This is a genomic window from Curtobacterium sp. MCBA15_008, from assembly GCF_001865065.1.
Classification (GTDB): Bacteria; Actinomycetota; Actinomycetes; order Actinomycetales; family Microbacteriaceae; genus Curtobacterium.
Window position 1 is genome coordinate 144779 of record NZ_MJGN01000016.1, and the last position, 26096, is coordinate 170874.

Here is a 26096-nt window from a genome sequence, read left to right on the forward strand (position 1 = left end):
CCGACGGTGACCCGTTCAGACCGGAGCGTGCCGGCCGCGGTGACCGATCCGCAAGAGGATCGCCGACGTCGGTACCTCGTCGTCGGACGAGCGCCCGACGACCACGATCCCGCCCCGGTCGGCCGCGGCCTCGAGCGCGTGGAGGACGACGACCCCCGATGCCGGGTCGAGCTCGCTCGTCGGGTCGTCGAGCACCGTGACACCGGCATCGACCGCGAGCGCCCGAGCGAGTGCGACGCGCTGCTGCTGCCCGCCGGAGAGCTGCTCGGCGAGGTTGGTGCGGACCGCCGGCGGTACCCCGACGGCGTCGAGGGCCTCCGTGATGCGGTCGTCCCGGTCAGGGCGTCCCCGCTCCGCGCGACGGCGGGACGGCGCGTGCGCGAGCAGGCCGAGTGCGACGTTCTCGGTCGCGGTCAGGGCTCCGAGCAGATCGTGGTCCCGCGTCAGGAGCGCGAGCGGTGGCCGTCCGGCGGCGAGGTCCTCGATCCGGACCGAGCCCGTGCTCCTGGCGCGTGCCGACCGATCGAGCGGGGGCGCGTCCGGGTCGAGCGCGGCGACGACGGCCGAGAGCACCGCGGACACCTCGGCGCCGTCCTCCCCGGTCACGACCACGACCGCGCCTGCGTCGACCCGGCCGTCCACCGCGAAGACCTCACGGTCGCCGAACCCGACCGTGAACCGTTCGAACACCAGTGCCGTCACGCCGTCGCCTCCTCGTCCGCCCGTCGGATGCGCAGGCCGCCCGCGCCGTCCGGCTCGACCGTGACGAGTGCACCGGTCGGCCAGTCGCCCCGGAGGTGCTGGGGGATCGGCACGGAACCGTCGGCCGCGACGACGGCGCGGCGCCCCGACCCGGAGTCCTCCTCGCCGACCCGGCCGTCGCGGAGGTGGATCATCCGCTGCATCCGGCGGGCGACGGCCTCGTCGTGGGTGACGAGCAGGACCGCGATCCCCTCCCGCTCCGTCTCGGCGACGAGCAGGTCGAGCAGGGCATCCCGCGCGGCGGTGTCGAGGCGGCTCGTCGGCTCGTCGGCGAGCAGCAGCCGTGGGCGGGACGCCAGCGCCACCGCCAGTGCCGTGGTCTGCCGGTGCGACGCGGACAGCTCGGCGACGGGACGGCCGTCGTCGGGGACCCCGCCGGCTGCCAGCACACGCTCGCCGAGTGCGCTGTCGCGGCCGGGGATCCCACGGACCGTCCAGGCGACGTTGGCGCGGGCCGACTCGTGGCCGATGAGGTTGACGTCGGCGCCCTGCAGCATGAGTCCGAGGACGTCACGCCGCAGCCGGTCGAGGTCGCGCCGGTCGGCGGTGCCGAGGTCCTGCGCGCCGATGGTCACCGTGCCGGCACTCGGTCGCATCAGGCCGGCGGCGATCGACAGCAGGGTCGACTTGCCCGAACCGGACGGGCCGAGCAGGGCGACGCGCTGCCCGGGCGGCACCGTCAGGTCGACGCCGCGCAGGGCGGCCACGTCGACCTCGGCCTCCCGGTACACGTGCACGAGGCCCGAGGCGCGGAACGCCGGGAGGGACCCGTCGTCCGCGACGGGCGTGGAGCGCGATGGCGTCACGGTGCGGGCCTCCCGTCTCGCGGGCGCCGGTGCTCCGCTCCGTCGCCGGTGCCGCGCGGTCGGCCGGAACCGTCCGCGCCGACGGCGGCGACCCCGGCGGAGACGGCGAGCAGCACGAGCATCGTCACCGCCGTGACCGCGAGCACGGTGAGCGGCCCCACGGGCACTCCGAGGGGCGGGACGGCCTCGGCGCGCAGCGGGAGCCGCGCGGCGGTCACCACCGTGGCGATCGTCCCCGCCACCGCGCCGAGCAGGACGGCGGCCGCGGCGGGGAGGAACGTCTCGCGGAGCACGGCTCGACGCACGGCGCTGCGCGGGAACCCGCTCGTCCGGAGCACGTCCACGTCGTCACGACGGCGACGCGCTCCGATCGCACCGACCCCGGCGACGACGAGCAGGACGAGCACGAGGGCCGCGCCGGCGGTCGGGACGCCGACCAGTGCCCCGAGCACCGGGGCACTCCGCTCGGCCCGGCGTTCGGCGTCCGCGAGGGTGTGCCGGCCCGTCACGGTCACGCCGTTCCGGGCGAGGGCGGCCGTGACGCGCCGCTCGGCCCCGGGTGCGACCCACACCTCGTGGTCCGTGCCCGTGCCGACCGGGTTCGAAACGTGGCCGGCCGAGGTCAGGTCGACCAGGGCGCCGTCGGCGAGCACCCGCGGGAGCGCCGGCGCCGTCCCGACCACGCGCAGCACGATCGACTCACCGTTGAGCCCGATGCCGACCGTGGCGTCGGGAACGCCCGCGAACGGTTGCGTGACCGTCGCGGCACCGATGACGGTCGGGAGGGGCTCGGCGCCGTCCCGCGGGGTGATGCTCGGTGTCCCGGAACCCGTCGGGTCGACCCACGAGACGCGGAGGCCGTCGCGGCGGTCCCCGAGGGTGGCGGTCGGGCCGCCGTCCGGCAGCGGGTTCTCGCCGAGGCGGCTCCGCCAGCGGTCCGCGTGGAGCCAGGCGGCGCCGACCGACCGCGCCGTCGTGCCGTCCCCGACCGTGACGTCGGTGATCGTCGCCCCGAGTCCGTAGGGTGCGCTGGTGGTCGCGCTGGTCTCGAGGCCGAGCCAGACGAGTCGGCAGCCGTCGGTGCAGGGGAGGGCGCCGCGGGCACTCGTCAGCGTGCCGTCCCGCGGTGCGCCGAGGACGACCCGGTGCCAGCCGTCGGTCGCCTGCACGACGGCGACGACGTCCACGTCGGCGGGGTCTGCGGGGGCGACGGTCTTCGCCGCCTCGCCGTCGGGTGCGCCGACCTCGCGGAGCGTCACGGCGAGCTGCGTCCCGGTCAGGCGGAGCGACCGGCCACCCGTCGGACGGAGTTCGCGTTGGAGGGCGGCCGTGCTGCGCCCGCTCCAGGTCGGGTCCCACGCGCTGACGGCGGCGAGGCGTGTGGAGTCGAGGGCGATCAGCCGTCCGACGCCGACCCCCCTGGACGTCGCCTGCACCGCCATCGCCGACCGCCCGCCGGGATCGGCGTCGCGCACGGCCTGCACGAAGGGCGTGTCCTCGGCCACCCGCACGTCGAGGACGGTCGCCGCGCCGAGGGTCGCGGCCGCGCGGTCGTCGGCGAGGCGGACTGCCAGGACGGCCGTCTGCGTCGACGACACCGCGAGCGCGACGCCGAGGACGACCATGACTGCGGTCGTCAGCACCGACGGCGTCCGCGCGATCCGACGCACCACGAGCAGTTCGGTGAGGGAACGCGCCGGGCGGTCGGCCCGGCGACGGACCACGGCGACCCCGACTCGCAGTCCGACGATCGCCAGCAGGACGGCGATGAGCGACGGCGCGAGGAGCGCGATGCTCGGACCGGTGACCTCCGTCTCGGTCGCGACGGCCGCGAGTCCGACGACCGCGGCGATCACGGCCACCGCCTGCACGACCGCGCCCGCGCGGGACAGGGTCCGCGGCTCGGTGACACGCCGGAGCAGGTCGACGAGCGGCACCCGTGACGCGCGGGCGCTCGCGACGACGAGGGCGACGAGCGACCCGGCTAACGCCGCGGCGAGGGCGAGCAGGACGGGCGCGCGGAGCGGTTCGAGGGCCGGGGCCCCCGCGCCGAGCAGCACCGGCGCGCAGAGTGCGGCGAGGCCCAGACCGGCAGCCGCGCCGGCGACGGCGCCGACGACCGTCGCGAGCACGGGCTCGAGCAGGACCGCGGCGAACCGACGTCGCGCCGGCAGCCCACGCAGCCGGGCGAGTCCCCACTCCGCCGCGCGCGCCTGCCCGATGCGGCCGGCGACGACCCCCTGGGCGAACCACGCCAGCACGACCGCCTGCAGTGCCGTCACGGCGACGATCGTCGTCGCGGCGTCGTTCCCGTCCGCCACCCGGTCGACGAGGTCGTCGATCCGTTCCTGCACCGACACCGACGACTGTGCGCTGCTCTCGGTCAGCGTGCCGTCCCGAGCGGCTGCGACGTCGCGCACCACCGCGGGCACGTCGTCGAGGCGGAGCCCGTGCCGGAGGGTCTTGACCGACCACATCGTCCCGGTGATCGACAGGTCGTCGAACCCGGCGAGGGACATCACCAGGTCGGGGCCGCCGGTGCCGCCGCTGCCGAACAGCTTGCCGGGCGCGCTCGCGATCCGGCCGACGCGGCTCGTTGCGTCGTAGGTGCCGACCACCCGCACGCGGACGGACTGCTCGGGGACGTCGAGCACGGAGAGCGGCAGCACCGCCCCGGTCGCGATCCCGGAGCCTGCCGGGGCGAGCACCTCGTCGGAACCGGACGGACACCGCCCGTCGACGAGGCCGAGGGACGCGCAGTCGTCGGAGAGCCCGGCGAGCTGGGTGTACCGCACGTCGGCGTCGGCCGGATCGGACGGCGCTCGGTAGGAGACGAGGGCCTTCGACTCGGCGACGACGACTTCTCCGTGCCAGAGGCGGCTCTCCGTCGCTGCGGAAGTGGTCGTGACGACCGCTCCCTGGGCCTCGCTGAGCTTCTGGTACTCGATCTCGGCCGAGGCTGCGATCGACGTGCCGCGCACCCCGGCGTGGGCGAGCGCATCGTCGAGCGTCGACTGTTCGACGGCGCGGAGGAGCAGGGGCGCGATCACGGACACCACGGTCGCGACGAGTGCGAGGAGTGCGAGCACCACGGCGGCCGCGGGGCGGCGACGGACGCTGCGTGCCCAGAACGGAGCCGACCCTCGTCCCACCGGCACCCCCTCGCGCGGTCGGCACCAGCGCCGACGTCGGAAGTCTGGCACACCGGTGTGGCGTGCGGCGGTCACCTGTGCGCGGCGGTCAGCGCGTCGTCCACCGGCGGAGGAGCCACTCCGCCGCTGCCAGTCCCTCGCGTCGCTGGAAGTCCCGGAGCGTCGGCATCTGCGGGATCGCGGGCCGCGCGGCGTTCTCGAAGAAGGTGCCCGCCAGCCCCGCCAGGACCGCGTCCACGGTCGGCGCGGTCAGCCCGGCGAACACCGGGTGCTCGGCGAGGTGCGCCTCCACGTCGGTCGACTCGCCCCGGACCAGCACGTCGAGCAGGTAGGCGAGCGGATCGAACCAGTGCGCGCCCACGGCCGCCCACGGCCAGTCGAGCACCCAGACCTGCCCCGCGTGGTCGACGAGCAGGTTGTCGGCACGGCAGTCCACGTGCACGAGGTGGTCCCCGTCGAGCAGGGCAGCGCTCCCGGCCGCCGTCCGGGCGAAGGCCTGTGCCGCCGCGGCGACGGGCTGCGGGATCGACGACGGCAGCCCGGTGGCGAGCATCCGGTCCCACGCGTCGAACGCTCCCGCGAGTTCGGCCGCGAGCCGTGGCCGTGCCGCCAGCGCGCCGGTGGCGACGGGCAACGTGTCGAGCGCGTCGAGCACCGCTCGGATGTCGGTTCCGTCGCGGCTCCCACCCGGATGGCGGCCGTCCACGTCGGAGAGCACCAGGGCGATCCAGTCGTCGCCGTCGGCGGTGTCCTCGATCGCGGTGAGCAACCGTGGAGCACGGACCGACTGCGGGAGCTGCACCATCACGTCGGCCTCTCGTCGGTGGAGATCGAAGGCGTCGGCGTTGCGCGATCGGGAGACCGTCTTGACGAACGCCCGGCCGCCGCCCCTGACGACGACCCGATCGGCACTCCCGGGCGAGTACCCCTCGGCCTGCGACTCGGCCTCGACCACCTCGCCCCCGAGCGCCCCCTCCACCCGACGGCGCAGGGCCGTCGGCAGTTCGTCCCACGTCATCCGCCCCACGGGTTCACGGTACCGGGCGGCCCACCCTGAGAAGCCGTTCACGAACGTGCGCTCTCGGCAAGTTTGCGTTGTCGGCAAACGTGCTCTGGGTGTAAAGTTGCATTGTCTGCAAGGTTGACCCGCCGTCACCGGCCCGCCAGCACGCTCCGGCGTCCCTCGCGACCACGCACCAGCACGCACTCACCCCTCGCACCCCTGAAGGACCCCATGTCTACTGCCACCGCACCCGTCGAGGTGCAGCGCGGACGACAGAGCACCCCGGCCAGCACGCCGGGGAAGCCGATCATGTCGCACCGCCAGATCCTCCTCGTCATCTACGGCCTGATGGCCGGCATGTTCCTGTCGTCCCTCGACCAGACGATCGTCGGCACGGCGATCCGCACGATCGGTGACGACCTGCACGGGCTCGACCAGCAGGCCTGGGTCACGACCGCGTACCTCATCGCGTCGACCATCACGACGCCGATCTACGGCAAGCTGTCCGACGTCTTCGGGCGTCGGCCGCTCTACATCTTCGGCATCGCGGTGTTCATCCTCGGGTCGCTGCTCTCGACCATGTCGACGTCGATGATCATGCTCGCCGCGTTCCGCGCCTTCCAGGGCATCGGTGCGGGTGCGCTGATGTCGCTCCCGTTGGCGATCATGGGCGACATCCTCGCCCCGCGCGAGCGTGCGAAGTACCAGGGGTACTTCCTGGCTGTCTTCGGCATCTCGAGCGTCATCGGCCCGCTCATCGGTGGGCTGTTCGCCGGCGCGTCGAGCATCCTCGGCATCACCGGCTGGCGGTGGGTCTTCCTGATCAACGTCCCGATCGGTGTCGCGGCCCTCCTCATGGTCATCGCGTTCCTGCACCTGCCGAAGTTCGGCGACGCCAAGGCGAAGCCCCGCATCGACTGGTGGGGCGCGACCTCCGTCATCGTGACGCTCGTCCCGTTCCTGCTGGTGGCCGAACAGGGCCGCACGTGGGGCTGGGGTTCGGCCGGCGCGATCGCCTGCTACGTGATCGGTGCCCTCGGGCTCGTCGCCTTCCTCGTCGTCGAGACGCTCATGAAGGACGACGCGATCATCCCGCTGAAGCTGTTCCGCTCCGGCACGTTCTCGATGGCCACGATCCTCGGCTTCCTCGTCGGCTTCGCGATGTTCGGCGCCATGCTGACCATCCCGCTCTACCTGCAGATCGTCACCGGGCTGACCCCGACCGAGTCGGGCTTCGCGACCCTGCCGATGATCGGCGGGCTCATGATCGCCTCGATCGCCTCGGGCCAGATCGTCGCCCGCACCGGCCGCTACCGGATCTTCCCGGTGATCGGCACGGCGCTGGTCTCGTGCGGCTACGTCGTGCTGACCTTCATGACGATCGACAAGCCGCTGTGGTTCCTGATGATCGGCATGTTCCTGATCGGGCTCGGCCTCGGCCAGCTCATGCAGAGCATCACCCTCGCCTCGCAGAACTCGGTCCAGCCGCGCGACATGGGCGTGGCGACCAGCTCCGCCACGTTCTTCCGCCAGATCGGTGGAACGCTCGGCACCGCGGTGCTGCTGTCGGTCCTGTTCTCGATCATGCCGGCGAACATCCTGCACGCCACGGCGGACGAGAAGAACCTGACCCCGGCCCTCGACGCCGCGCTGAACCCCACCGTCGCGACGGCGAAGGCGAACCAGGGCGTCATGGACCAGATCTGGAACCCGATCGTCACCCCGGTGAAGCAGCAGGTGCAGACCGGCCTCGACGCCGCGACCGCCAAGGTGACCCAGGCCACCGCCGGCGCTCCGGAGTCGGTGCAGCAGCAGGCGCTGGCGAACGCCGCGACCCAGGCGCACGCGAGCGTGCAGGACGGCAAGCTCGCCGTCGACTGGTCGAACGCGGCACAGCGCACCTACTGGGTGAACGACCTCGCGCCGACGCTCGCGAAGCAGATCGACAAGGGCGCGAACAGCTCGGGCGACTCGAACGCCGAGACGAGCGACACGTCCTACCTCAACGGCGCGGACAAGGCCCTCACGAAGCCGTTCATGACGGGGTTCAACACCTCGGCCGTGACCGTCTACTGGGTCGGCTTCGCGGTGATCCTGCTCGCGTTCGTCCTGAGCTGGTTCTTCAAGGCGCCGCCGCTCCGGAAGAGCTCGGCCCTGCAGGAGCAGGCCGACAACGCCGGCACGGCCGACGACCTCGAGGTGCAGGCGGTCAAGGCCGCCGACACCATGGGCTCGCCCACCGCGCCCGTGACCGGTTCGATCCCCGTCCAGCGGGGCGCGTCGAACGACTAGGCCGAACGGGGCCTCCCTCCACCTCGAGGGAGGCCCCGTCCCGCACCACCCGTTCCGCACCAGGAGCAGCACGTGACCACCAGCGAAGCCCCCGCCGCCGACTGCGGCCTCCGGGAGCGCAAGAAGCAGCAGACCCGCGCTGCGATCCACGCCGCCGCGCTCGAGCTCGTCACCGACCGCGGGCTCGCCGGCGTCACGGTCGAGGAGATCTGCGCCGCCGCCGGCGTCTCGCCGCGGACGTTCTTCAACTACTTTCCGTCGAAGGGCAACGCCGCACTGGGCCTGCCCGCGACGACGGTCCCCGACGAGGCCCGAGCGACGTTCCTCGCCGCTGAGGGGCCGCTCGTCTCGGACCTCTGCGACCTCGTCGCGCAGACGGTCACCCTGCCGGAGGACCGTCGCCGCATGAAGGAGCTCGTGCAGGCCCGGCCCGAGATGGTCCCGACGATGCTGCAGTGGATGGCCGACGCCCGGCTCGCCGTCCACGAGGTCGCCTCGCAGCGGACCGACCCGGACTCGGCACGCACGGCGGTGACGCTCGTGATGGCCGCGGTCATCGAGGCGGCGCACCGCTTCACGGTCGGCTCCCGCGACGACCTGGCGGACCGGCTCCGAGGTGTGGTCGCCGAGATGGGCCGGCTCGCCACCGCCTGACCCAGCGCGACCACGGCCTGGAGGCGCGGTGCGGGCCCGACCCGCACCGCGCCTCCAGGCCGTCGGTGCGTTCCGACCCATCGCGCGTGCAGTGGAAAGCGGAATCGCGCGTAGGTGGTCGGAAAAAACGACCTCCTACGCGCGGAACGACCTCTTACGCGCGGAACGGCTCCGGGGCGGGCGGACGGCGCGAGTCATCGGACGACTTGGCGCGCTTCGTGGCTGAAACGCAACCTCGTGCCCTCTTGACAGCAGAGACATCGGATGTTTCGATTGCCTCGTTCGGTCGACGGAGACCGGACGGGCAGGAGACACGATGAGCCGCATCACCGGTCTGCGCGTGCGCGACGTCCGGTTCCCGACCTCGCGGGAGCACGACGGATCCGACGCGATGAACCCGGCGCCCGACTACTCCGCGGCGTACGTCGAGATCAGCACCGACGCCCGCGACGGGCACGTCGGCACCGGCTTCGTCTTCACGATCGGCCGTGGCAACGAGGTGCAGGAAGCCGCGATCGCCGCCCTGCGCGGGCACGTGGTCGGTGCCGACGCCGAAGCGGTCCTCGCCGACATGGGCGGCACCTGGCGTGCGATGGTCCACGACTCGCAGCTGCGCTGGCTCGGCCCGGAGAAGGGCGTGATGCACATGGCGATCGGCGCCGTGGTGAACGCGCTCTGGGACCTCCGGGCGAAGCGCGCGGGGCAGCCGCTGTGGGCGCTGCTGGCCGACCTGAGCCCCGAGGAGCTCGTCGACCTGGTGGACTTCCGGTACCTCACCGACGCGATCACCCCGGCCGAGGCGCTCGAGCTGTTCCGCGCCGCCGAACCGCACCGTGCGACCCGTCGGGCCCGGCTCGAACAGCAGGGCTACCAGGCGTACACGACCACCCCGGGCTGGCTCGGCTACGACGACGAGAAGCTGGCGCGCCTCTGCCGCGAAGCCGTCGACGAGGGGTTCACCCAGATCAAGCTCAAGGTCGGCGGCGACATCGACGAGGACGTCCGCCGGATGGGCATCGCCCGCACCACGGTCGGCCCGGACATCCGGATCGCGGTCGATGCCAACCAGCGCTGGGACGTGGACGAGGCCGTGACCTGGATCGAGCGGCTGCGCCCGTTCGACCTCGCCTGGGTCGAGGAACCGACGAGCCCCGACGACGTCCTCGGGCACGCCGAGATCGCCCGGCGCATCGCCCCGATCCCGGTCGCGACCGGCGAGCACATGGCCAACCGGGTGATCGCGAAGCAGCTCATCCAGGCTGGCGCGATGAGCGTGCTGCAGATCGATGCCACCCGGGTCGCGGGGGTCAACGAGAACCTCGCGATCCTGCTGCTCGCCGCGAAGCACGGCGTCCGGGTGTGCCCGCACGCCGGCGGGGTCGGCCTCTGCGAGGCGGTGCAGCACCTGTCGATGTTCGACGCCGTCGCGCTGACGGGCGACCTCGACACCCGCTGCATCGAGTTCGTCGACCACCTGCACGAGCACTTCGTGACCCCGGTGGACGTCCACGACGGCCGCTACTGGCCGCCGACCGCTCCGGGAGCCGGCACCGAGATGCTCGCCGACTCCCTCGACGCCTACGCGTTCCCGGACGGCCCGGCCTGGGCCGTGGTCGACACCGAGACGGTCCCCGACGCGGTCCGCGTCGCCTGATCCCACCCCACACACCCCATCACCACGACGAAGTGGAGACTCCGATGCAACGACGACGCATCATCACCGGGCTCGCGGCAGCAGCTGCCGCGGCCCTCGTGCTCACCGGCTGTTCCTCCGGCAGCAGTGCCGGCGGAAGCCAGTCGAAGGACGCCCTGACCTGGTCCATGTGGATCGCCGGGAAGGAGGACAAGGCCGCCTGGCAGAAGGTCGCCGACACCGTGAAGACCGAGGACGACATCACCCTGACGATCCAGGGCGCGCCGTTCGAGAACTACTTCACGAAGCTCAGCACGCAGTTGAGTGCGGGCGGCGCCCAGTGCGTCGTGAGCATGCAGTCGCTCCGCACCGCGAACTACACGTCGTCGCTGCTGCCACTCGACGACCTCGCGAAGAAGGACGGCACCGACCTGTCCGCGTTCGACAGCACCGCGCTCGACGGCATGAAGGTCGACGGGAAGCTCTACGGCCTGCCCTACGACACCGGCCCCATCATGATGTTCTACAACAAGGACGTCTTCACGAAGGCCGGGGTGGCCGAGCCGAAGCCGGGGTGGACCGTCGACGACTTCGAGGCGGCGGGTGCCGCGCTCAAGGCGAAGGGCATCACCATGTTCGGTTCGACGGTCGGCGACCTCAACCTCGAGTCGATGGTCTACGGCTACAACGGTGGCCGGGTGATCACGTCCGACGGTGAGCTCGACGCGTCGAACGCGAAGTTCGCGGACGGCCTCGACTGGCTCTCGACACTGGTGAAGAAGGGCTACGCGACGCAGGCGTCGTCGGACTCGTCGACGCCGGGCAACGACTTCGCCGCCGGCAAGGTCGCGATGTACACCGACGGTCCGTGGTCGCTCATCAGCCAGAAGGCCAAGGTGAAGTTCGACCTCGGGGTCACGACGCTCCCCGCGGGGACGTCCGGTCCGTCGACCTTCGCCGCCGGCTCCGGCTTCGGTGTCTCGAAGCAGTGCAAGTACCCGGAGCAGGCGTTCAAGGCCGTCCAGACGATGACCAGCGAGAAGGTCCTGACGTCGCTCGCCGAAGCGGGACGGGCCTTCCCCGGCCGCACCGCTGCCCAGTCGGCGTGGTACTCGAGCGCCGGCATCGACGGCGCCGAGGCCGCGCTCAAGGCGGGACTCGCGAAGTCGTCGCCGCTCCTCGGGAACAAGCAGAGCGACCAGCTGTCACAGCTGTTCACGCAGTACGCGCTGCAGGCGGTGAACGGGCAGACCTCCGGCAAGGAGTCGATGTCCTCCATCGCCGGCCAGCTCGGTACGCAGTGACCAGCTGAACCAGTGATCGGACGGGAGGCCCGTTGCGGTCCCGCCACGGGCCTCCCGTCCGATCCATCCCCTGTTCAGGACCGCGCGAACGACGAGGAGGTCGTCGCATGACCACCATCCAGGACCCACCGGCCGAAGCGGCCGTCCCCGCGGTCGCGACCGCGGTCGCGGTCGGAGCCGCCACCCCGCGGCGGAAGGACGGCGAGGACACGAGCGCGCTCGGGCGCCGCTCCTGGTGGGGTGCCGCGTTCGCGGCACCGCACTCGATCGGACTCGTCGTCTTCACGGCGTTCCCGATCATCGCCTCACTCGTCGTCAGCTTCATGAACTGGCCCATGCTCGGCGAGCGCAGCTGGGCCGGCATCGAGAACTACGCCCGGCTCTTCGCCGACCCGGTCTTCCGCACCGTCGCACTCAACACGGCGCTGTTCGTGGTGCTCTACGTGCCCCTCAACCTCGTCGTGTCGCTCGGGCTCGCCGCCTGGCTGACACCGCGGATCGCCGGCCGGCACGTCTTCCGCGTCCTGTTCTTCATCCCGACCATCACGCCGATCGTCGCGAACGTCGTGGTCTGGCGGATGCTGTACCAGCCCGGTGGGGCGATCGACGCGTCACTGCAGTCCACCGTGGGCGTGCACGCGCCGAACTTCCTCGCCGATGAGCACTGGGCGATGCTCGCCATCGTCGCGATGAGCGTCTGGCAGGGCTTCGGCTACAACATGCTGATCTTCTCGGCGGCGCTCGACGCCGTGCCGGAGAACCAGATCGAGGCCTCGCAGCTCGACGGCGCGAACGCCTGGCAGACCTTCTGGGCCATCAAGTTCCCGCTCATCTCGCCGTCGGTGTTCTTCGCGACGATGATGACGCTGATCACCTCGTTCCAGGTGTTCGTGCAGCCGTTCGTCCTGACCAAGGGCGGGCCGGGCACCGCGACGGAGACCCTCGTGCAGTACATCTACAACACCGGCTTCCAGAACCAGCAGCTCGGTCTGGCCTCGGCCGGCGCCTGGGTGCTGTTCGTCATCATCCTCGGGATCACGGCCGTCCAGTTCCTCGGGCAGAAGCGGTGGGTGCACTATGAGTGAAGCGGTCCGCGGGCACGTCGGTGCCACCACGTCGAACCGGACGGTCAACCCCCGTGCCGTCGCCAGGACGAAATCCGCGCCACGACCGGGGCGGGTCCGGCACGCGATCGGGTACGCCCTGCTCTGCCTCGTCACACTCCTGTTCGTCTCGCCGCTCATCTACATGGTCGCGACGAGCCTCAAGCCCGCCGACCAGGTGTTCACCACCCCGCCGACGCTCTGGGGTCGCTCGCTCGAGTGGGACAACTACGTGCAGGCGTTCACCTACCTGCCGTTCGCCCGGTTCATCCTCAACGGGGTGTTCGTCGCCGCGGCCGGCACGGCGATCAACGTCGCCGTGGCCGTGCTCTCCGGGTACGCGTTCTCACGGTTGCGCTGGCGCGGCCGGAACACGGTGTTCCTGCTGTTCCTCGTCACGCTGATGATCCCGCAGGACGTCCTGGTCATCCCGATGTACGTGATGATGCAGGGCTTCGGCTGGGTTGACACGTTCCAGGCGCTCATCATCCCGTGGGCCTTCACCGCCCTCGGCGCGTTCCTGGTGCGACAGTTCTTCCTCACCGTGCCGCAGGAGCTCGACGACGCCGCACGGGTGGACGGGGCCGGGGCGATCCGGACCTTCTTCTCGGTGATGCTCCCGCTCGCCCGACCGACCATGGCCGTCCTCGCGGTGTTCTCGTTCATCTCCTACTGGAACTCGTTCCTCTGGCCGCTCGTCGTCGTGAACGACGTCGAGGCCCACGGCACCATCCCGCTCGGCCTGCAGCAGTTCTTCGGGCAGCAGGGCTCCGAGTGGAACCTCGTGATGGCGGCCTCGGTGATCTCGATGCTGCCCACCGTGATCCTGCTCGTCCTGCTCCAGAAGCACCTCGTCAAGGGCATCGTCACCTCCGGCCTCGGCGGCCGCTGATCCAGCCGCACCGCGCCGTGGACGCGAGCACGTCGTGACCGCAGCGCACCCCGACCACCCGCACCGTTCCTCCCGTCCGAAAGGAAGACTCGCCACATGACCATCACCGCACCTGCAGAGCCGCAGACCGCGACCGACGCCACCGGCCTGCCCGCGTGGTTCGCCCACGACCGGTTCGGCATGTTCATCCACTGGGGGCTCTACGCCCTGCCGGCACGGCACGAGTGGGTGAAGAACCGTGAACGGATCACCGACGCGGACTACCAGAAGTACTTCGACCACTTCGACCCGGACCTGTTCGACGCCGCCGACTGGGCCCGCCGCGCCCGCGAGGCCGGGATGAAGTACGTGGTCCTCACCACGAAGCACCACGAGGGCTTCGCGCTCTGGGACTCGAAGCTCACCGACTACAAGGCGACGAACACCCGTTTCGGCCGCGACATCGTCCGCGAGTTCGTCGACGCCGTCCGGGCCGAGGGCCTGCGCGTCGGCTTCTACCACTCGCTCATCGACTGGCACCACCCGGACTTCACGATCGACGGCGTGCACCCGCGACGGGACGACGGCGAGGCAGCGATCGCCGCGCTCAACGAGGGCCGCGACATGGCCCGGTACCGCGCGTACCTGCACGGGCAGGTCGAGGAGCTGCTGACCGACTACGGACGGATCGACTACCTCTTCTACGACTTCTCGTACCGCGACAACGACCACGAGGACATCTGGGGTGGCAAGGGCCGAGACGACTGGGGGTCCGAGGAGCTGCTCGACCTGACCAGGCGGCTCCAGCCGGGCATCATCGTCAACGACCGGCTCGACCTGCCCGGCGACATCGTCACCCCGGAGCAGTACCAGCCGGACAAGCCGATGGAGGTCGACGGCGTGCGCGTGCCGTGGGAGGCCTGCCAGACCCTCAACGGCTCGTGGGGCTACGACCGCGACAACCTCAACGTGAAGAGCGTCGACCTGCTCGTCCGGATGCTCGTCGACGGCGTCTCGAACAACGGGAACATGCTGCTCAACGTCGGCCCGACCGGCCGCGGCGAGTTCGACGGGGTCGCACGGACCGCGCTCGCCGGTATGGGGACGTGGATGCACCAGCACGCGCGGTCCGTCTACGGCGCGGGGCCGTCGTCCTTCCGGGCACCGGCGGGCACCGTGTACACGCAGAACGGGAACCGGCTGTACCTGCACCTGTTCACGTGGCCGTTCGAGCACGTGCACCTGGCCGGCCTGGCCGGGAGGGTCGAGTACGCGCAGCTGCTCAACGACGCGTCCGAGATCCACTTCCGCGAGATCCCGGAGGGCACCCGTGCGCAGAACACCGGGCTCGGCGGACAGCCGGCCGGCACCCTGACGGTGACCCTGCCGATCGTGCGGCCCGACGTCGCGGTGCCGGTGGTCGAGCTGTTCCTGCGCGACTGATGCAGCGCATCGTGTCGAGGACACGGTTGCGGGCGGGACAGGAGTCCGCCTACGAGGAGGCGCACGCCGCGATCCCGCCCGAACTGGTCGACCGACTCCGCGGGGCGGGGGTGTCGAACTGGAGCATCTGGCGGGACGGGCGGGACCTGGTCCACCTGATCGAGGTCGAGGACTACCGCGCGATGCGCCGGTCGCTCGCCGACGACCCGGTGAACGCCGCCTGGCAGGACGTCATCAACCCGCTCCTCGAGGCGGACGACGACTACTCCGGCAGCGACGACGGGATCCCGCTCGTCTGGACGCTGGAGGGACAGGCATGACCGACCTCGCCGTGGACCTCGACCGCGGGCCGTTCTGGCTCGGCGGTGCCGGCATCGCCAACCTGCTGCACGCGGTGTCCGACGAGGACGCCCGGGCCACCGTCGACGCGGCGTGGGACGTCGGCGTGCGGGGGTTCGACACGGCGCCGCACTACGGCCTCGGGCTGTCCGAACGGCGACTCGGGGCGGCGCTCGCCGACCGGCCGCGTTCGGACTACCTGGTCTCGACGAAGGTCGGCCGGCTGCTCGTACCCGGTCGCGGCGACGGCGACGACCTGGCGTCGGGCGGGTTCGCGGTGCCGGACGACCTGGTCCGGCAGTGGGACCCGTCCCCGTCGGGCGTCCGTCGTTCGCTCGACGAGTCGCTCGACCGGCTCGGTCTCGACCACGTGGACATCGCGTACCTGCACGACCCGGACGTGTACTCGCTGACCGACGGGCTGACGCAGGCGCTGCCGACCCTCGCCGAGCTGCGGGACGAGGGCGTGGTGCGCGCCGTCGGCGTGGGGTCGAACTCGGTGTCCGCGCTCGAGGGCGCCGTCGAGACCGGGCTGTGCGACGTCGTCATGCTCGCCGGTCGGTACACGCTGCTCGAGCAGCCTGCGGCGTCGCTCGTCGCACGGTGCGGGGAACTCGGTGTCGCCGTGGTCGCGGTCGGGGTCTACAACTCGGGGCTGCTCGGGCAGGACCGTCCGGACGCGTCGGCGACCTACGACTACGCCACCGCGCCGGCTCCGGTCCTGGCGCGGGCGAACGCCGTCGCGGACGTCTGCGAACGGCACGGGGTCACGCTGCCCGAGGCCGCGCTGGCCTTCCCCCGCCGGGCCGCAGCCGTCCGGGCGATCGCCCTCGGGGCCCAGTCCGCGGAGCAGGTGCGGGAGAACGCCGGACGGGCGGCGGCGGACGTCCCCGAGGCGCTCTGGGGCGAGCTGCGCGCCGCGGGCCTGCTCGACGCCTGACCCGTGGAACCACGAATCCGACATCGAACCAGGGCAATCGCCCGGTTCGATGTCGGATTCGTGGTTCTTCGCGCGCCGCTCGGCGCCGTCGCGACTAGCGCGTGCGGGCGCTGCTGCGGCCCGAGACCTTCAGGTAGATGAACAGCACGATGATCGCGCCGATGATCGAGCCGATGATGCCGGCCGGCTGGAAGAAGCCGTCCATCGGGTCGTGCTGGAAGATCAGGAAGCCCAGGAAGCCTCCGACGAACGAGCCGATGATGCCGAGCAGGATGGTCATCGGGATCGAGATGTGCTGCTTCCCGGGCATGACGAGTCGGGCGACGGCGCCAGCGATGAGTCCGACGATGATGAGGCTGATGATGAGACCGAGCACGGTTTCCTCCTTGTGGGGTCAACGTGTCCAGCGGGTTGCCGGGTTCACGACCGACGTCCTACCCAACACGACGGTGCCCCAGCGCGTTCTCAGGTTCAGTCGAGGGACCGGCGCAGCCAGCGCTCGACGCCCTCGACGTGCGACACCACGAGGGACTGCACGAGTTGCGGATCACGGCGGCGGATCGCGTCCACGATCGCGGCGTGCTCGTCGAGCGTGCGTTGCACCGAGCCGTTCTGGGTGAGGCCGCGCCAGACCCGCACGCGCACGGTCTTGCTCGACAGGGCGTCGAGCAGCCCGGACAGGTACTGGTTGCCGCCGATGCCGGCGATGGTCGAGTGGAACAGCAGGTCGTGGGCGACGAGGTCCTCGACGCCCGTGTCCTCGCCGACCGACGCCATCAGGGTCGCCAGGTCGTCGATCTGCTGCTCGGAGGCGCGGGCCGTCGCGAGCACGGCGGACGCGGGTTCGAGGATGCGCCGGACCTCGAGCAGGTCGACGAGCGAGCGGTCGTGGTGCATGTCGACGACGAACGACACCGCCTCGAGCAGGACGCCCGGCTCGAGGGAGGTGACGTAGGTGCCGTCGCCGCGGCGGACGTCGAGCACGCGGATGAGTTCGAGGGCCTTCACCGCTTCGCGCAGGCTGTTCCGTGACAGCCCGAGCGACTCGCTCAGCTCCTTCTCGGGCGGGAGGCGCTGCCCGGGCTGGAGCTCGCCGCTCACGATCATCTGCTGGATGCGCGCGATCGCGTCGTCGGTCAGCGAAGCCACACGTCCACCTCCTGCTCAGCCCACTCGCGGACGCGACCGGACAGGTCGACGATAGTCGTGCCTCCAGGCCGGGACCGGCAGCATCAGGCGGGCCGGAGCCGGAGCGACTGCATGCCGCCGTCGACGGCCAGGTCGACGCCCGTCGTCGACCGGGCGAGGGGGCTCGTCAGGTAGGCGACCGCCTCGGCGACCTCTTCGGCCGCGACGAGCCGCCCGTGCGGCTGTCTGGCTTCGAGGGCCGCGCGCTCGGCGGCCGGGTCGGCGGCGGTCGACAGCAGGCGACCGACCCACGGGGTGTCCGCGGTGCCCGGGTTGACCGCGTTCACCCGGATGCCCTCGCGGAGGTGGTCGGCGGCCATCGCACGGGTGAGCGCCGCGATCGCGCCCTTCGTGGCGGAGTACAGCGCACGCTGGGGCAGGCCGGCGGTGGCGGCGATCGAGCACGTGTTGACGATGCTCGCGTTCCCGGAGGCGCGGAGGTGTGGGAGTGCTGCGCGGGAGAGCCGGACGGCACCGAGGACGTTGACCTCGTACACGCGACGCCACTCGTCGTCGGGGTTGTCCTCGACGGTGCCCTGCGCGCCGATGCCGGCGTTGTTGACGAGGACCTCGAGGCCCCCGAGCTGGTCGACCGCCGAGGACACCGCTGCGCGCACGGACTCGTCGGAGGAGACGTCGCAGGTGACGGAGACGACACCCTCGGCACTCGAGGGCTGCAGGTCGAGCACGGCCACGGTGGCACCGCGGTCCTGCAACGCGCTGACGATCGCGGCACCGATGCCGGACGCGCCGCCGGTGACGATCGCGCGGACGCCGTCGTGTGACCCGCCCATCACGCCGCCCCGATCGTCTGCCGCTGCGTGCCGAGGCCCTCGGCGGTGAGCTCGACGACGTCACCGGGCTGCAGGTACGGGGCACCGCTGCCGAGCGCCACACCCGCCGGGGTCCCGGTGCTGATGACGTCGCCCGGGTACAGCACCATGAACTGCGACAAGTACCGGACGATCTCCGCCGGCTTGAAGATCATGTCCGCGGTGGTGCCGTCCTGCCGCACCTCGCCGTTCACGGTGAGGTGCAGTGCGAGTGCCTCCGGGTCGAGCCCGGCGTCCCGCAGCGACGACGGGGTGACGAGCCACGGCCCGAGCGGGTTGAAGGTCTCGCACGACTTGCCCTTGTCCCACTGGCCGCCGCGCTCGAGCTGGAACGCGCGCTCGGAGACGTCGTTGGCGATGGCGTACCCGGCGATGTGGGTCGCGGCCTCGGTCTCGGACTCGCAGTAGCGCGCGGTCGTGCCGATCACGATCGCGAGTTCGATCTCCCAGTCGGTCTTCGTGCTGCCGCGGGGGACCAGGACCTCGTCGTCGGGGCCGATCACCGTCATCGGGTCCTTCATGAACACGATCGGCTCGGTCGGGATGTCGGCGCCCGTCTCGGCGGCGTGGTCGCGGTAGTTCAGGCCGATGCAGACGACCTTGCCGGGTCGGGCGACCGGAGCGCCGCGGCGGAGGGCATCGGCGTCCGGGACGGGCCGCAGGTCGCCGGCGCTGCGGGCGTGCTGCACGCGGCCGATCGGGTCGGACGCCAGGAACGTCCCCGAGACGTCGTTCGTGATCGGGCGGAGGTCGAGGACCTCGCCGTCGGTGTCGATGGCCACGGGGATCTCGCTCCCCGCCGGGCCGAGTCGTGCGAACCGCATCGTTCCTCGCTCTCCTGCTGCGCCGGTGCAGCGGAAACATCCTATGTCTGTGGATGCTCCCCGGCAAGGTAGATGCGCTCGGCGGTCCCGCGGAACACCGCGTCGCGCTCCTCCGGTCCGAGGTCGGCGAGGGCGGTGGTGGTCGTGGCGAGGACCTCGGCGTAGTCGGTGGCGAGCGTCGACACCGGCCAGTCCGAGCCGAACAGGGAGCGGTCCGGGCCGAAGAGCTCGACGACCTCGCGGGCGTAGCGGGCCACGGGGCGGTCGCGCCAGTCGTCGCCGGCTTCGGTGAGGAGGCCGGAGACCTTGCACACCACGTTCGGGCGCGCGGCGACGTCGCGCATCCGGGCCCGCCAGGCGTCGGCGACCTCGCGGCCTTCGCCGCTGTCCTGCGTGCCCGATCGGTCGCGCGCGATCGCTGGCTTGCCCGCGTGGTCGAGCACGAACACCGCCTCCGGCACGGCGTCGACCAGCGCGAGAGCGGCGGGGTGTTCCCGCTCGCGGACGAGCAGGTCGAACACGAGCCCGGCGGCGGCCACGGCACGGACACCGCGGACCACGTCCGGGCGTGCGAGCCAGGACGGATCGGGTTCGTCGTGCGCCTGGTGCCGGATGCCGACCAACCGCTCGCCACCCGGTAGCGCCCGCACGACCGCGAGTCGGTCGGCGACGTCCGGCGCGGTCAGGTCCACCCATCCGACGACTCCGGCGACCGGCCCGGGCTGCGCGAGGAGCCACGCCGTCTCGCCGGGATCGTGCACGGCCTGCACGACGACGGTGCGCGTGACGTCGGTGTCCCGGGTGACCGCACGGAGGTCGTCCACGTCGAACCGGCGCCGGATCGGGGCGACCGAGTCGTCCATCCAGGGGTACGGCCGGTCGGCTGGATCCCAGAGGTGGTGGTGAGCGTCGATGATCACGCGGCCATCATGCCCGATTCATCCGATGTCCGACCGTTCGACCGTTCGACGGGTTCGACCGGTTCGACCTATGACACCCGCGATGGAAAGCGGAAGCGGGCGTACTCGGTCAGAAGTTCCGACCAGGTACGCCCTATTCGACCAGGTACGCCTGATTGGACAAGGCGCGTGCGCCCGGCCCGGACCCGCGCTCAGGCCAGCGACGCGGCCTCGAGCTCGGAGCGCAGCTCGGCGTCGGACGGCTCCACGAAGTGCTTGCCGTTGGGCAGCACCACGACGGGGATGTTCTTCCGCCCGCTGATCGCCTCGGCGCGGTCCGCCGCGGAGAGGTCTGCCTCGACGTCCACGTACTCGTAGTCCACGCCGAGCGTGTCGAGCAGCGCCTTGGACCGTCGGCAGTCGCGGCACCAGTCGGCACCGAACATCGTCACCTTGTCGAACGTCTCGTCAGTCATGCCACCCCGAACAGATGACTCGATCCCGCCATTCCCGCGGTCGTACCGTACGCCGTCGGAGCACCATGTCCCCATGAGCCTGCCCTCGGACCTCCCCGCCGTCCGCGCCGAGCAACGCAACGAGCACCCGCACCAGCATCCGGACCCGGACCCGCACGAGCAACCGCCGCACCCGCACCACCGGCACGGGTGGTGGTGGAAGACGCTCCTGACCGGGTTCGTGCTCTGGGTCGTCACGATCATCGTCACGTTCTCGACGCTGAACACGAACCTGGTGCCGACGATCATCCTGCTCGGCAGCTTCCTCGTGCCGTTCACGGTCGTGCTCTTCGTCATCGAGCGGGTGACCGGTTCGGTGAGCACGATGCAGCTCATCGTCGCGTTCTTCGTCGGCGGCATCCTCGGCGTGCTCGGGGCGTCGCTGCTCGAGGCCGACCTCCGCGCCGGCGCCGGCCTGTACATCGTGGTCGGGTTCGTCGAGGAGTTCGTGAAGGGCGTCCTCCTGGTGGTCGTCGGCTGGCGGGTGCGCCCGAAGACGGCACAGCAGGGTGCGCTCCTCGGTGCCACGGTGGGCGCGGGCTTCGCGGCGTTCGAGTCCGCCGGCTACGCGTTCAACGCGGCGATCACGAGTCGCGGCATCGACCTCGTGTCCCTGCTGCAGACTGAGGTGGTGCGGGCCATCCTGTCGCCGGTCGGCCACGTGCTCTGGACTGCGATCCTCGGGGCGGTGGTGTTCGGCGCTGCGCACGGACGGGCGCGCTTCCGGTGGTCGTGGTCGATCCCGATCGCCTACGTCGGTGTCGCGCTCCTGCACGGCCTGTGGGACTCGAACTCCACGATCTCGACGCTGCTGGCGTTCCTGGTGACCGGGACGCCGTTGTCCGCGGCTCGGAACGGTGCCGTCCCGGCGTCGATCGCGGGCCTCGCGACGACGCTCTACGTGGTGGGGTTGGCGATCGTCTCGGCGATCGGGGTGGTCATCCTGATCGCGGTGCTGATCCGTGCGAGGAAGCGGAGCGCCGGCGCCGGCGCCGGCGGCGTCGACGGCGACCCGGCCTGGGGCGAGACGCCGGCACCGCACCCGCTCGGGTGATGCCGCAGGCTCACCATACGATTGGGGCATGCCGCCCGGACCCGACCCCGAGACGCGCGCCTGGGCCTCCGCCGCCGTCCGACGCTTCGCGGCCGCCACGAACCTGCTCGTCGCCGCCCGCCGGTTCCGCATCGTCGGCGGCGACCCCCGCGACACGGCCGCGCTGCACGCCCTGCTGACCGGCCTCGGTGCCCGCCCCGCGGCGGACCACGAACCCGTCGACCAGCTCTGGTGCGTGGGATCGCCGGACGAGAGCACGGCCGCCGTCGAACGCGAGGCCGACCGCCCCCGCGGGGCCACCCTCGTCGTGGTCGACGCCGGCCGACACCTGCCCGCCGTCGACGAGGACGCCTTCGGACCGGTCACGAGCGTCCGTCCGGGGGTGCTCGGCGTACCGGCCCTGTCCGACGACGTCTTCCTCGTCTCCACCGGCCGCGACCCGGAGGACGACCCCGCCGCCGACGCCCGTCTGCGCTGGGCTCGACGCTCGATGCCCGTCTCGCGAGCGGTCGCCGCCGAACTCCGCGACGGCGGGCTCCTCCGTGGCACGCGCATCGGCGTCAGCATGTTCCTCGAGCCGAAGACCGCCGTGCTGAGCCTGCTGCTCCGCGACGCCGGGGCCGAGGTCGTCGTCTACGCCCACGCCGACGAGACGGACGACGCCGTCGCGGACGCGCTCCGACGCGCGGGGCTGACCGTGCACGCCAGCAGCACCGCGACCCTGCCGGAACAGAAGGCCCTCGCGCTCGCGATGCTCGACACCCGACCGCACGTCCTGCTCGACGACGGTTCGCACGTCATCCGGCTCGCCCACCAGGAGCGCCCGGACCTGCTGCCGACGATGCTCGGTGCGGCGGAGGAGACGACGAGCGGCCTCCGACCCCTCCGCGTGCTGGCCGCGCGCGGCGAGCTCGGGATCCCCGTGGTCGCCGTCAACGACGCCCGCACCAAGACCTTCTTCGACAACCGGTACGGTACCGGGCAGTCGACGGTGTTCGCGACACTCGACCTGGTCGACGGGCTCCCCTCCGGCACGCACCGGGTCCGGCCTGGAGGCGCGGCTGTCGTCGCCGGGTTCGGGCACGTGGGCGAGGGGGTCGCGCTGGTGCTCCGCGCGCTCGGCTTCGCCGTCACGGTCGCCGAGACCGACCCCGTCCGCGCCCTGCAGGCGCTCGTCGCCGGGTACGAGGTCGCACCGCTCGTCGACGCCGTGCGCGACGCCGACCTGGTGATGAGCGCGACCGGGGTCGCGGACACGATCGACCTCGGGGTGCTCCGGGCCTGCGCGGACGGCGCGGTCGTGGCGGTCGCCGGCGGGGTCGACGGCGAGGTCGCGATCGACGCCGCCCTCGCCGCCGGTGCCGTCCGGACGGAGATCGGCCGGAAGGTCGAACGCTTCGCGTGGCCGGACGGCCACGACGTGCTCGTACTCGACGACGGCGGGTGCATCAACATCACCGCGGCCGAGGGCAACCCGATCGAGATCATGGACCTGTCCTTCGCCGCCCAGCTCGGCGCCGTCCGGATGCTCCTCGAGCGCGGCGACGAACTCGACCGCGCCGTCGTGCCGATCGACCCCGCGGTGGACGACGCGACCGCCCGCGCGGCGCTCGCCGCGTTCGGGAGTCGACCAACGCCTCCCGGCCCGCTCGCCGCACAGCCCGCCGACCGCGAGCCCGACGTCCGGACCCGCCGTTTCGGGGACCCGTCGTGACCGGCGACCACGCGGTCACCGTGCACGCGGCGCGCATCGTCGTCCCGATGACCGCGCCGCCGATCGCGGACGGCGCGGTCGCGGTGCAGGACGGTCGGATCCTGCACGTCGGCGACCGGTCCTGGGTCGTCGACCAGCTCGCGAGCACCGGCACGGCCTTCACCGAACGGCGCTGGCGCGGGGCGCTCCTGCCCGGTCTCGTCAACGCGCACTCGCACCTGCAGTACACCGGCATGGCAGGTGTCGGTCAGCGCCAGTACGCGGGGTTCGAGGACTGGGCCGCCGCGTTCAACCAGGACTACGCCGAACCGCACGACTGGCGTGCCGAGGCCGCCGCCGGCGCTCGGCAGTCGATCCTGGCGGGCGTGACGAGCATCGCCGACGTCGTCACCGACCTCGAGGCGGCGACCGCACTCGAGTCGCACGGACTCGGCGGCATCGCCTACTGGGAGGTCATGGACTGGGAGAACGCGGCGTGGCAGACCCACGGCCGCGACCAGGTCCTCGCCGAGCTGGAGCGCTTCCCCACCGTGCCGGGCGCCGGACTCTCGCCGCACGCCCCCTACTCGCTCGACGTCGCACCCCTGCTCGAACTGCCGGACATCGTGCGGCAGCGCGGGCTGCGCCTGCACCTGCACCTCGGCGAGGCGGCGTTCGAGGGTGAGCGGGTCGCTCTCGGGCCCGTCCCCGGACTCGACGGCGTCGACGGTGTCGGCCACGGCAGCGACTGGCACTTGGCGAACGCGCCGTCGTTCCGGGCCATGCGGGCGCTCGGCTTCGGTGCCAGCGCGACCGCGTTCGTCGACCGGCTCGGCGTGCTCGGGCCGGACTGCCACATCGCGCACGGGGTCTACATGACCGCGGCGGACCGGGCCCTGCTCCGTGCCCGCGGCACCGCCGTCGCGCTCTGCCCCCGCTCGAACGCCGTCATCGGCCTCGACCCGCCGCCGGTCGCGGACTACCTCCGCGAGGGCAGCCCGATCGCGATCGGCACCGACTCGCTGTCCTCGTCGCCCTCGCTCGACCTGATGGCCGACGTCACCGCGCTGCACCGGATCGCCCGCGCCCAGGGGTACGGCCACCGGGACCTGCACGAACGGCTCCTCGCCGCCGCCACCCTCGGTGGTGCGCACGCGATGGGACTCGCCGTCGGGCCGGACCGCGTCGGGCACCTCGCCGTCGGCGCGCGGGCCGACCTTGCGGTGTTCGACGTCGATGCCCGCACCGTGCCGGACGCGATGGCCGAACTCGTCGAGGACGGTGCCGGCCGTGCGGTCGCGACCGTCATCGGCGGCGTCGTCCGGGCCGCCGACGGCACACTCACCCCGACCCCCGTGGAGGAACCATGACCGAGACCGCACCCCGACCCGGCATGGCCGCGCGACGCACGGTGGGCGGCGAGCTCATCGAGTGGCTCGACGTCCCGAAGCGCGCCGTCGCCCTCGGCATGGAGCCGCACCCCGAAGGCGGCTGGTACGTCCGTACCTGGACCTCGCCCGCGACGGTGTCGACGCCCTCCGGCGACCGTCCCGCGGCCACGCTCATCCACTTCCTGCTGCCCCCGGGCGAGGCCTCCGCCTGGCACCGGGTGACGAGCGACGAGATCTGGATGTGGCACGGCCCGGACTCGGTCGACCTGCAGCTCGGCGGTGACGGCGACGAGCCCGTGCCGGGGGCGACCATCACGCTCGGGCCGGACGCCGGGCGCGACCGGGTGAACGACGCGCAGGCGTTCGTGCGCGGCGGGGTGTGGCAGCGGACGATCCCGGGCGAGGGCGAGGTGCTGCTGAGCTGCCTGGTGTCGCCGGGGTTCTCGTTCGAGGACTTCACGATGGCGGACTGACGTACCACATTGGTGTGTTGGCCGGATGGACTCCGGCCGCGTCCCCGCCCTCGCTCGAGCGGCGCTCGAGGCGCCGTTCGAGTTCGCCTACGTGGACGAGACGGGCGACAAGGGCGACCCTGCGGCCTCTCCCGGGGCGACCCGTACGTACACGCTGGGCTGCGTTCTCGTCCCCGGCGGAGACTGGACCGATCGCCTGGACTGGCTGGCCGGAGTCCGTCGTGAGTTCCGTGACGCCTACGGCATCCTCGTCCGCCACGAGCTCAAGGCGAACGTGCTGCTCCGCGGACGGGGCGACCTCCGCGACCTCGGGCTCGGCGACGGTCAGCGGCGTGACGTGTTCCGCCGGTCGCTCGCCGCATTGACGGTGGCGTCGTCCGGTGTCTTCGCGGTCGTGATCGACAAGGAAGCGCGGCCGATGGACTACCAGCCGGAGGACCGGGCGTGGACCTACCTGCTCCAGCGTCTCCGGCTCAGATCGGAGCGATCCGGCAAGCCGATCATCCTCGTGCACGACGGCGGAGACGACGCGACGGTCCGCGCGATCCGCCGCCGGTTCCGCCGACACAGCTTCGCGCCCGGTGGCGTCCGGGTCACTGCGCCGCTGCTGGTCGAGGACCCGGTCCCACGCGACTCCGCGTCGTCGTACTTCATCCAGGCCGCCGACCTCGTGGCGTACGCGGCGTTCCGACGGTTCCAGGCGCCGGGCGCGAAGAGCGGCAGTGTCTGTGACGAGACGATGTGGGACGAGCTCCGGCCGGTCTGGCGGACCGAAGTCACGAACGCCCGCCGGGACGCGATCGTGGTCTGGCCGTGACGGCGGCCCGGACCAACAGAAACCCGGACCAACAGAAACCCGGACCAACAGAAACCCGGACCAACAGAAAGGGGGCGCCCCGTGCTGGGACGCCCCTTGATCTCAGA

The 26096-nt window shown here is 72.0% G+C and carries 24 protein-coding genes; 14 read left to right on the plus strand and 10 right to left on the minus strand.

The window, feature by feature from the left end; all coding sequences use genetic code 11:
• Positions 1 to 15 precede the first annotated feature (15 nt).
• The 4 genes from BIU96_RS08855 to BIU96_RS08870 all read right to left on the minus strand — a co-directional run bounded on the left by BIU96_RS08855 (position 16) and on the right by BIU96_RS08870 (position 5738).
• Positions 16 to 702, minus strand: a complete 687-nt coding sequence (locus tag BIU96_RS08855) for an ATP-binding cassette domain-containing protein (RefSeq protein WP_071292235.1) — start codon at positions 700 to 702, stop codon at positions 16 to 18.
• On the minus strand, positions 699 to 1568 hold the full coding sequence (locus BIU96_RS08860; protein WP_083402768.1) for an ABC transporter ATP-binding protein: 870 nt from the start codon (positions 1566 to 1568) through the stop codon (positions 699 to 701). Before BIU96_RS08860 ends, BIU96_RS08855 begins: the two co-directional genes overlap by 4 nt.
• Complete coding sequence (locus tag BIU96_RS08865) at positions 1565 to 4720, minus strand: FtsX-like permease family protein (protein ID WP_139199937.1); 3156 nt, start codon at positions 4718 to 4720, stop codon at positions 1565 to 1567. Before BIU96_RS08865 ends, BIU96_RS08860 begins: the two co-directional genes overlap by 4 nt.
• An 88-nt stretch (positions 4721 to 4808) precedes the next feature.
• Complete coding sequence (locus tag BIU96_RS08870) at positions 4809 to 5738, minus strand: phosphotransferase (RefSeq protein WP_071292237.1); 930 nt, start codon at positions 5736 to 5738, stop codon at positions 4809 to 4811.
• A gap of 216 nt (positions 5739 to 5954) precedes the next feature.
• Here BIU96_RS08870 and BIU96_RS08875 point away from each other — a divergent pair, with 216 nt between their 5' ends.
• From BIU96_RS08875 to BIU96_RS08915, 9 genes are all read left to right on the plus strand, one after another.
• Entirely contained in the window at positions 5955 to 8015 is a 2061-nt protein-coding gene (locus BIU96_RS08875) for an MDR family MFS transporter (RefSeq protein ID WP_071292238.1), read from the plus strand.
• A gap of 72 nt (positions 8016 to 8087) precedes the next feature.
• Positions 8088 to 8669, plus strand: coding sequence for a TetR/AcrR family transcriptional regulator (locus BIU96_RS08880; protein ID WP_071292239.1), 582 nt, complete (start codon positions 8088 to 8090; stop codon positions 8667 to 8669).
• Positions 8670 to 8985: 316 nt separating this feature from the next.
• Positions 8986 to 10323, plus strand: coding sequence for an enolase C-terminal domain-like protein (locus BIU96_RS08885; protein ID WP_071292240.1), 1338 nt, complete (start codon positions 8986 to 8988; stop codon positions 10321 to 10323).
• 44 nt (positions 10324 to 10367) lie between these two features.
• Positions 10368 to 11606 carry a sugar ABC transporter substrate-binding protein gene (locus BIU96_RS08890; RefSeq protein ID WP_250900124.1) on the plus strand — a complete coding sequence of 413 codons (1239 nt, stop codon included), beginning with the start codon at positions 10368 to 10370 and terminating at the stop codon, positions 11604 to 11606.
• Between the two features lie 107 nt (positions 11607 to 11713).
• Entirely contained in the window at positions 11714 to 12691 is a 978-nt protein-coding gene (locus tag BIU96_RS08895; protein WP_071292242.1) for a carbohydrate ABC transporter permease, read from the plus strand.
• A complete protein-coding gene (locus BIU96_RS08900; RefSeq protein ID WP_083402769.1) occupies positions 12684 to 13601 on the plus strand; it encodes a carbohydrate ABC transporter permease in 918 nt (305 codons plus the stop codon). Before BIU96_RS08895 ends, BIU96_RS08900 begins: the two co-directional genes overlap by 8 nt.
• Before the next feature lie 96 nt (positions 13602 to 13697).
• Positions 13698 to 15023: an alpha-L-fucosidase gene (locus BIU96_RS08905; RefSeq protein WP_071292243.1), complete on the plus strand. Its 1326-nt coding sequence runs from the start codon at positions 13698 to 13700 to the stop codon at positions 15021 to 15023.
• A complete protein-coding gene (locus tag BIU96_RS08910; RefSeq protein WP_071292244.1) occupies positions 15023 to 15343 on the plus strand; it encodes an L-rhamnose mutarotase in 321 nt (106 codons plus the stop codon). The genes BIU96_RS08905 and BIU96_RS08910 overlap by 1 nt, the downstream gene beginning before the upstream one ends.
• A complete protein-coding gene (locus tag BIU96_RS08915; RefSeq protein ID WP_071292245.1) occupies positions 15340 to 16302 on the plus strand; it encodes an aldo/keto reductase in 963 nt (320 codons plus the stop codon). The genes BIU96_RS08910 and BIU96_RS08915 overlap by 4 nt, the downstream gene beginning before the upstream one ends.
• 94 nt (positions 16303 to 16396) lie before the next feature.
• Here BIU96_RS08915 and BIU96_RS08920 read toward each other — a convergent pair whose 3' ends face one another.
• From BIU96_RS08920 to BIU96_RS08945, 6 genes are all read right to left on the minus strand, one after another.
• Positions 16397 to 16678, minus strand: coding sequence for a GlsB/YeaQ/YmgE family stress response membrane protein (locus tag BIU96_RS08920; RefSeq protein ID WP_071292246.1), 282 nt, complete (start codon positions 16676 to 16678; stop codon positions 16397 to 16399).
• Between the two features lie 95 nt (positions 16679 to 16773).
• Positions 16774 to 17451, minus strand: coding sequence for a FadR/GntR family transcriptional regulator (locus tag BIU96_RS08925; protein WP_083402770.1), 678 nt, complete (start codon positions 17449 to 17451; stop codon positions 16774 to 16776).
• Positions 17452 to 17534: 83 nt separating this feature from the next.
• The gene (locus BIU96_RS08930; RefSeq protein WP_071292247.1) at positions 17535 to 18284 is read right to left on the minus strand and encodes an SDR family NAD(P)-dependent oxidoreductase; all 750 of its coding nucleotides are present in this window, start codon (positions 18282 to 18284) and stop codon (positions 17535 to 17537) included.
• Positions 18284 to 19147 (minus strand): fumarylacetoacetate hydrolase family protein, encoded by an 864-nt coding sequence (locus tag BIU96_RS08935; protein ID WP_071292248.1) that lies wholly within the window; start codon positions 19145 to 19147, stop codon positions 18284 to 18286. Before BIU96_RS08935 ends, BIU96_RS08930 begins: the two co-directional genes overlap by 1 nt.
• 41 nt (positions 19148 to 19188) lie before the next feature.
• Complete coding sequence (locus tag BIU96_RS08940; protein ID WP_071292249.1) at positions 19189 to 20067, minus strand: amidohydrolase; 879 nt, start codon at positions 20065 to 20067, stop codon at positions 19189 to 19191.
• Between the two features lie 191 nt (positions 20068 to 20258).
• Positions 20259 to 20522, minus strand: a complete 264-nt coding sequence (locus BIU96_RS08945) for a glutaredoxin family protein (protein WP_071292250.1) — start codon at positions 20520 to 20522, stop codon at positions 20259 to 20261.
• Positions 20523 to 20595: 73 nt separating this feature from the next.
• On the opposite strand from BIU96_RS08945, the gene BIU96_RS08950 reads away from it, so the two are divergent.
• From BIU96_RS08950 to BIU96_RS08970, 5 genes are read left to right on the plus strand one after another with little or no spacing between them, the layout of a single operon-like run.
• Positions 20596 to 21615 (plus strand): PrsW family intramembrane metalloprotease, encoded by a 1020-nt coding sequence (locus BIU96_RS08950; RefSeq protein ID WP_071292251.1) that lies wholly within the window; start codon positions 20596 to 20598, stop codon positions 21613 to 21615.
• 28 nt (positions 21616 to 21643) lie between these two features.
• Positions 21644 to 23329 carry an adenosylhomocysteinase gene (locus BIU96_RS08955; protein ID WP_071292252.1) on the plus strand — a complete coding sequence of 562 codons (1686 nt, stop codon included), beginning with the start codon at positions 21644 to 21646 and terminating at the stop codon, positions 23327 to 23329.
• A complete protein-coding gene (locus BIU96_RS08960; RefSeq protein ID WP_368072971.1) occupies positions 23326 to 24678 on the plus strand; it encodes an amidohydrolase family protein in 1353 nt (450 codons plus the stop codon). The genes BIU96_RS08955 and BIU96_RS08960 overlap by 4 nt, the downstream gene beginning before the upstream one ends.
• The gene (locus BIU96_RS08965) at positions 24675 to 25172 is read left to right on the plus strand and encodes a cupin domain-containing protein (protein ID WP_254786046.1); all 498 of its coding nucleotides are present in this window, start codon (positions 24675 to 24677) and stop codon (positions 25170 to 25172) included. The genes BIU96_RS08960 and BIU96_RS08965 overlap by 4 nt, the downstream gene beginning before the upstream one ends.
• 25 nt (positions 25173 to 25197) lie before the next feature.
• The gene (locus BIU96_RS08970; protein ID WP_071292253.1) at positions 25198 to 25989 is read left to right on the plus strand and encodes a DUF3800 domain-containing protein; all 792 of its coding nucleotides are present in this window, start codon (positions 25198 to 25200) and stop codon (positions 25987 to 25989) included.
• Positions 25990 to 26096: the final 107 nt, after the last annotated feature.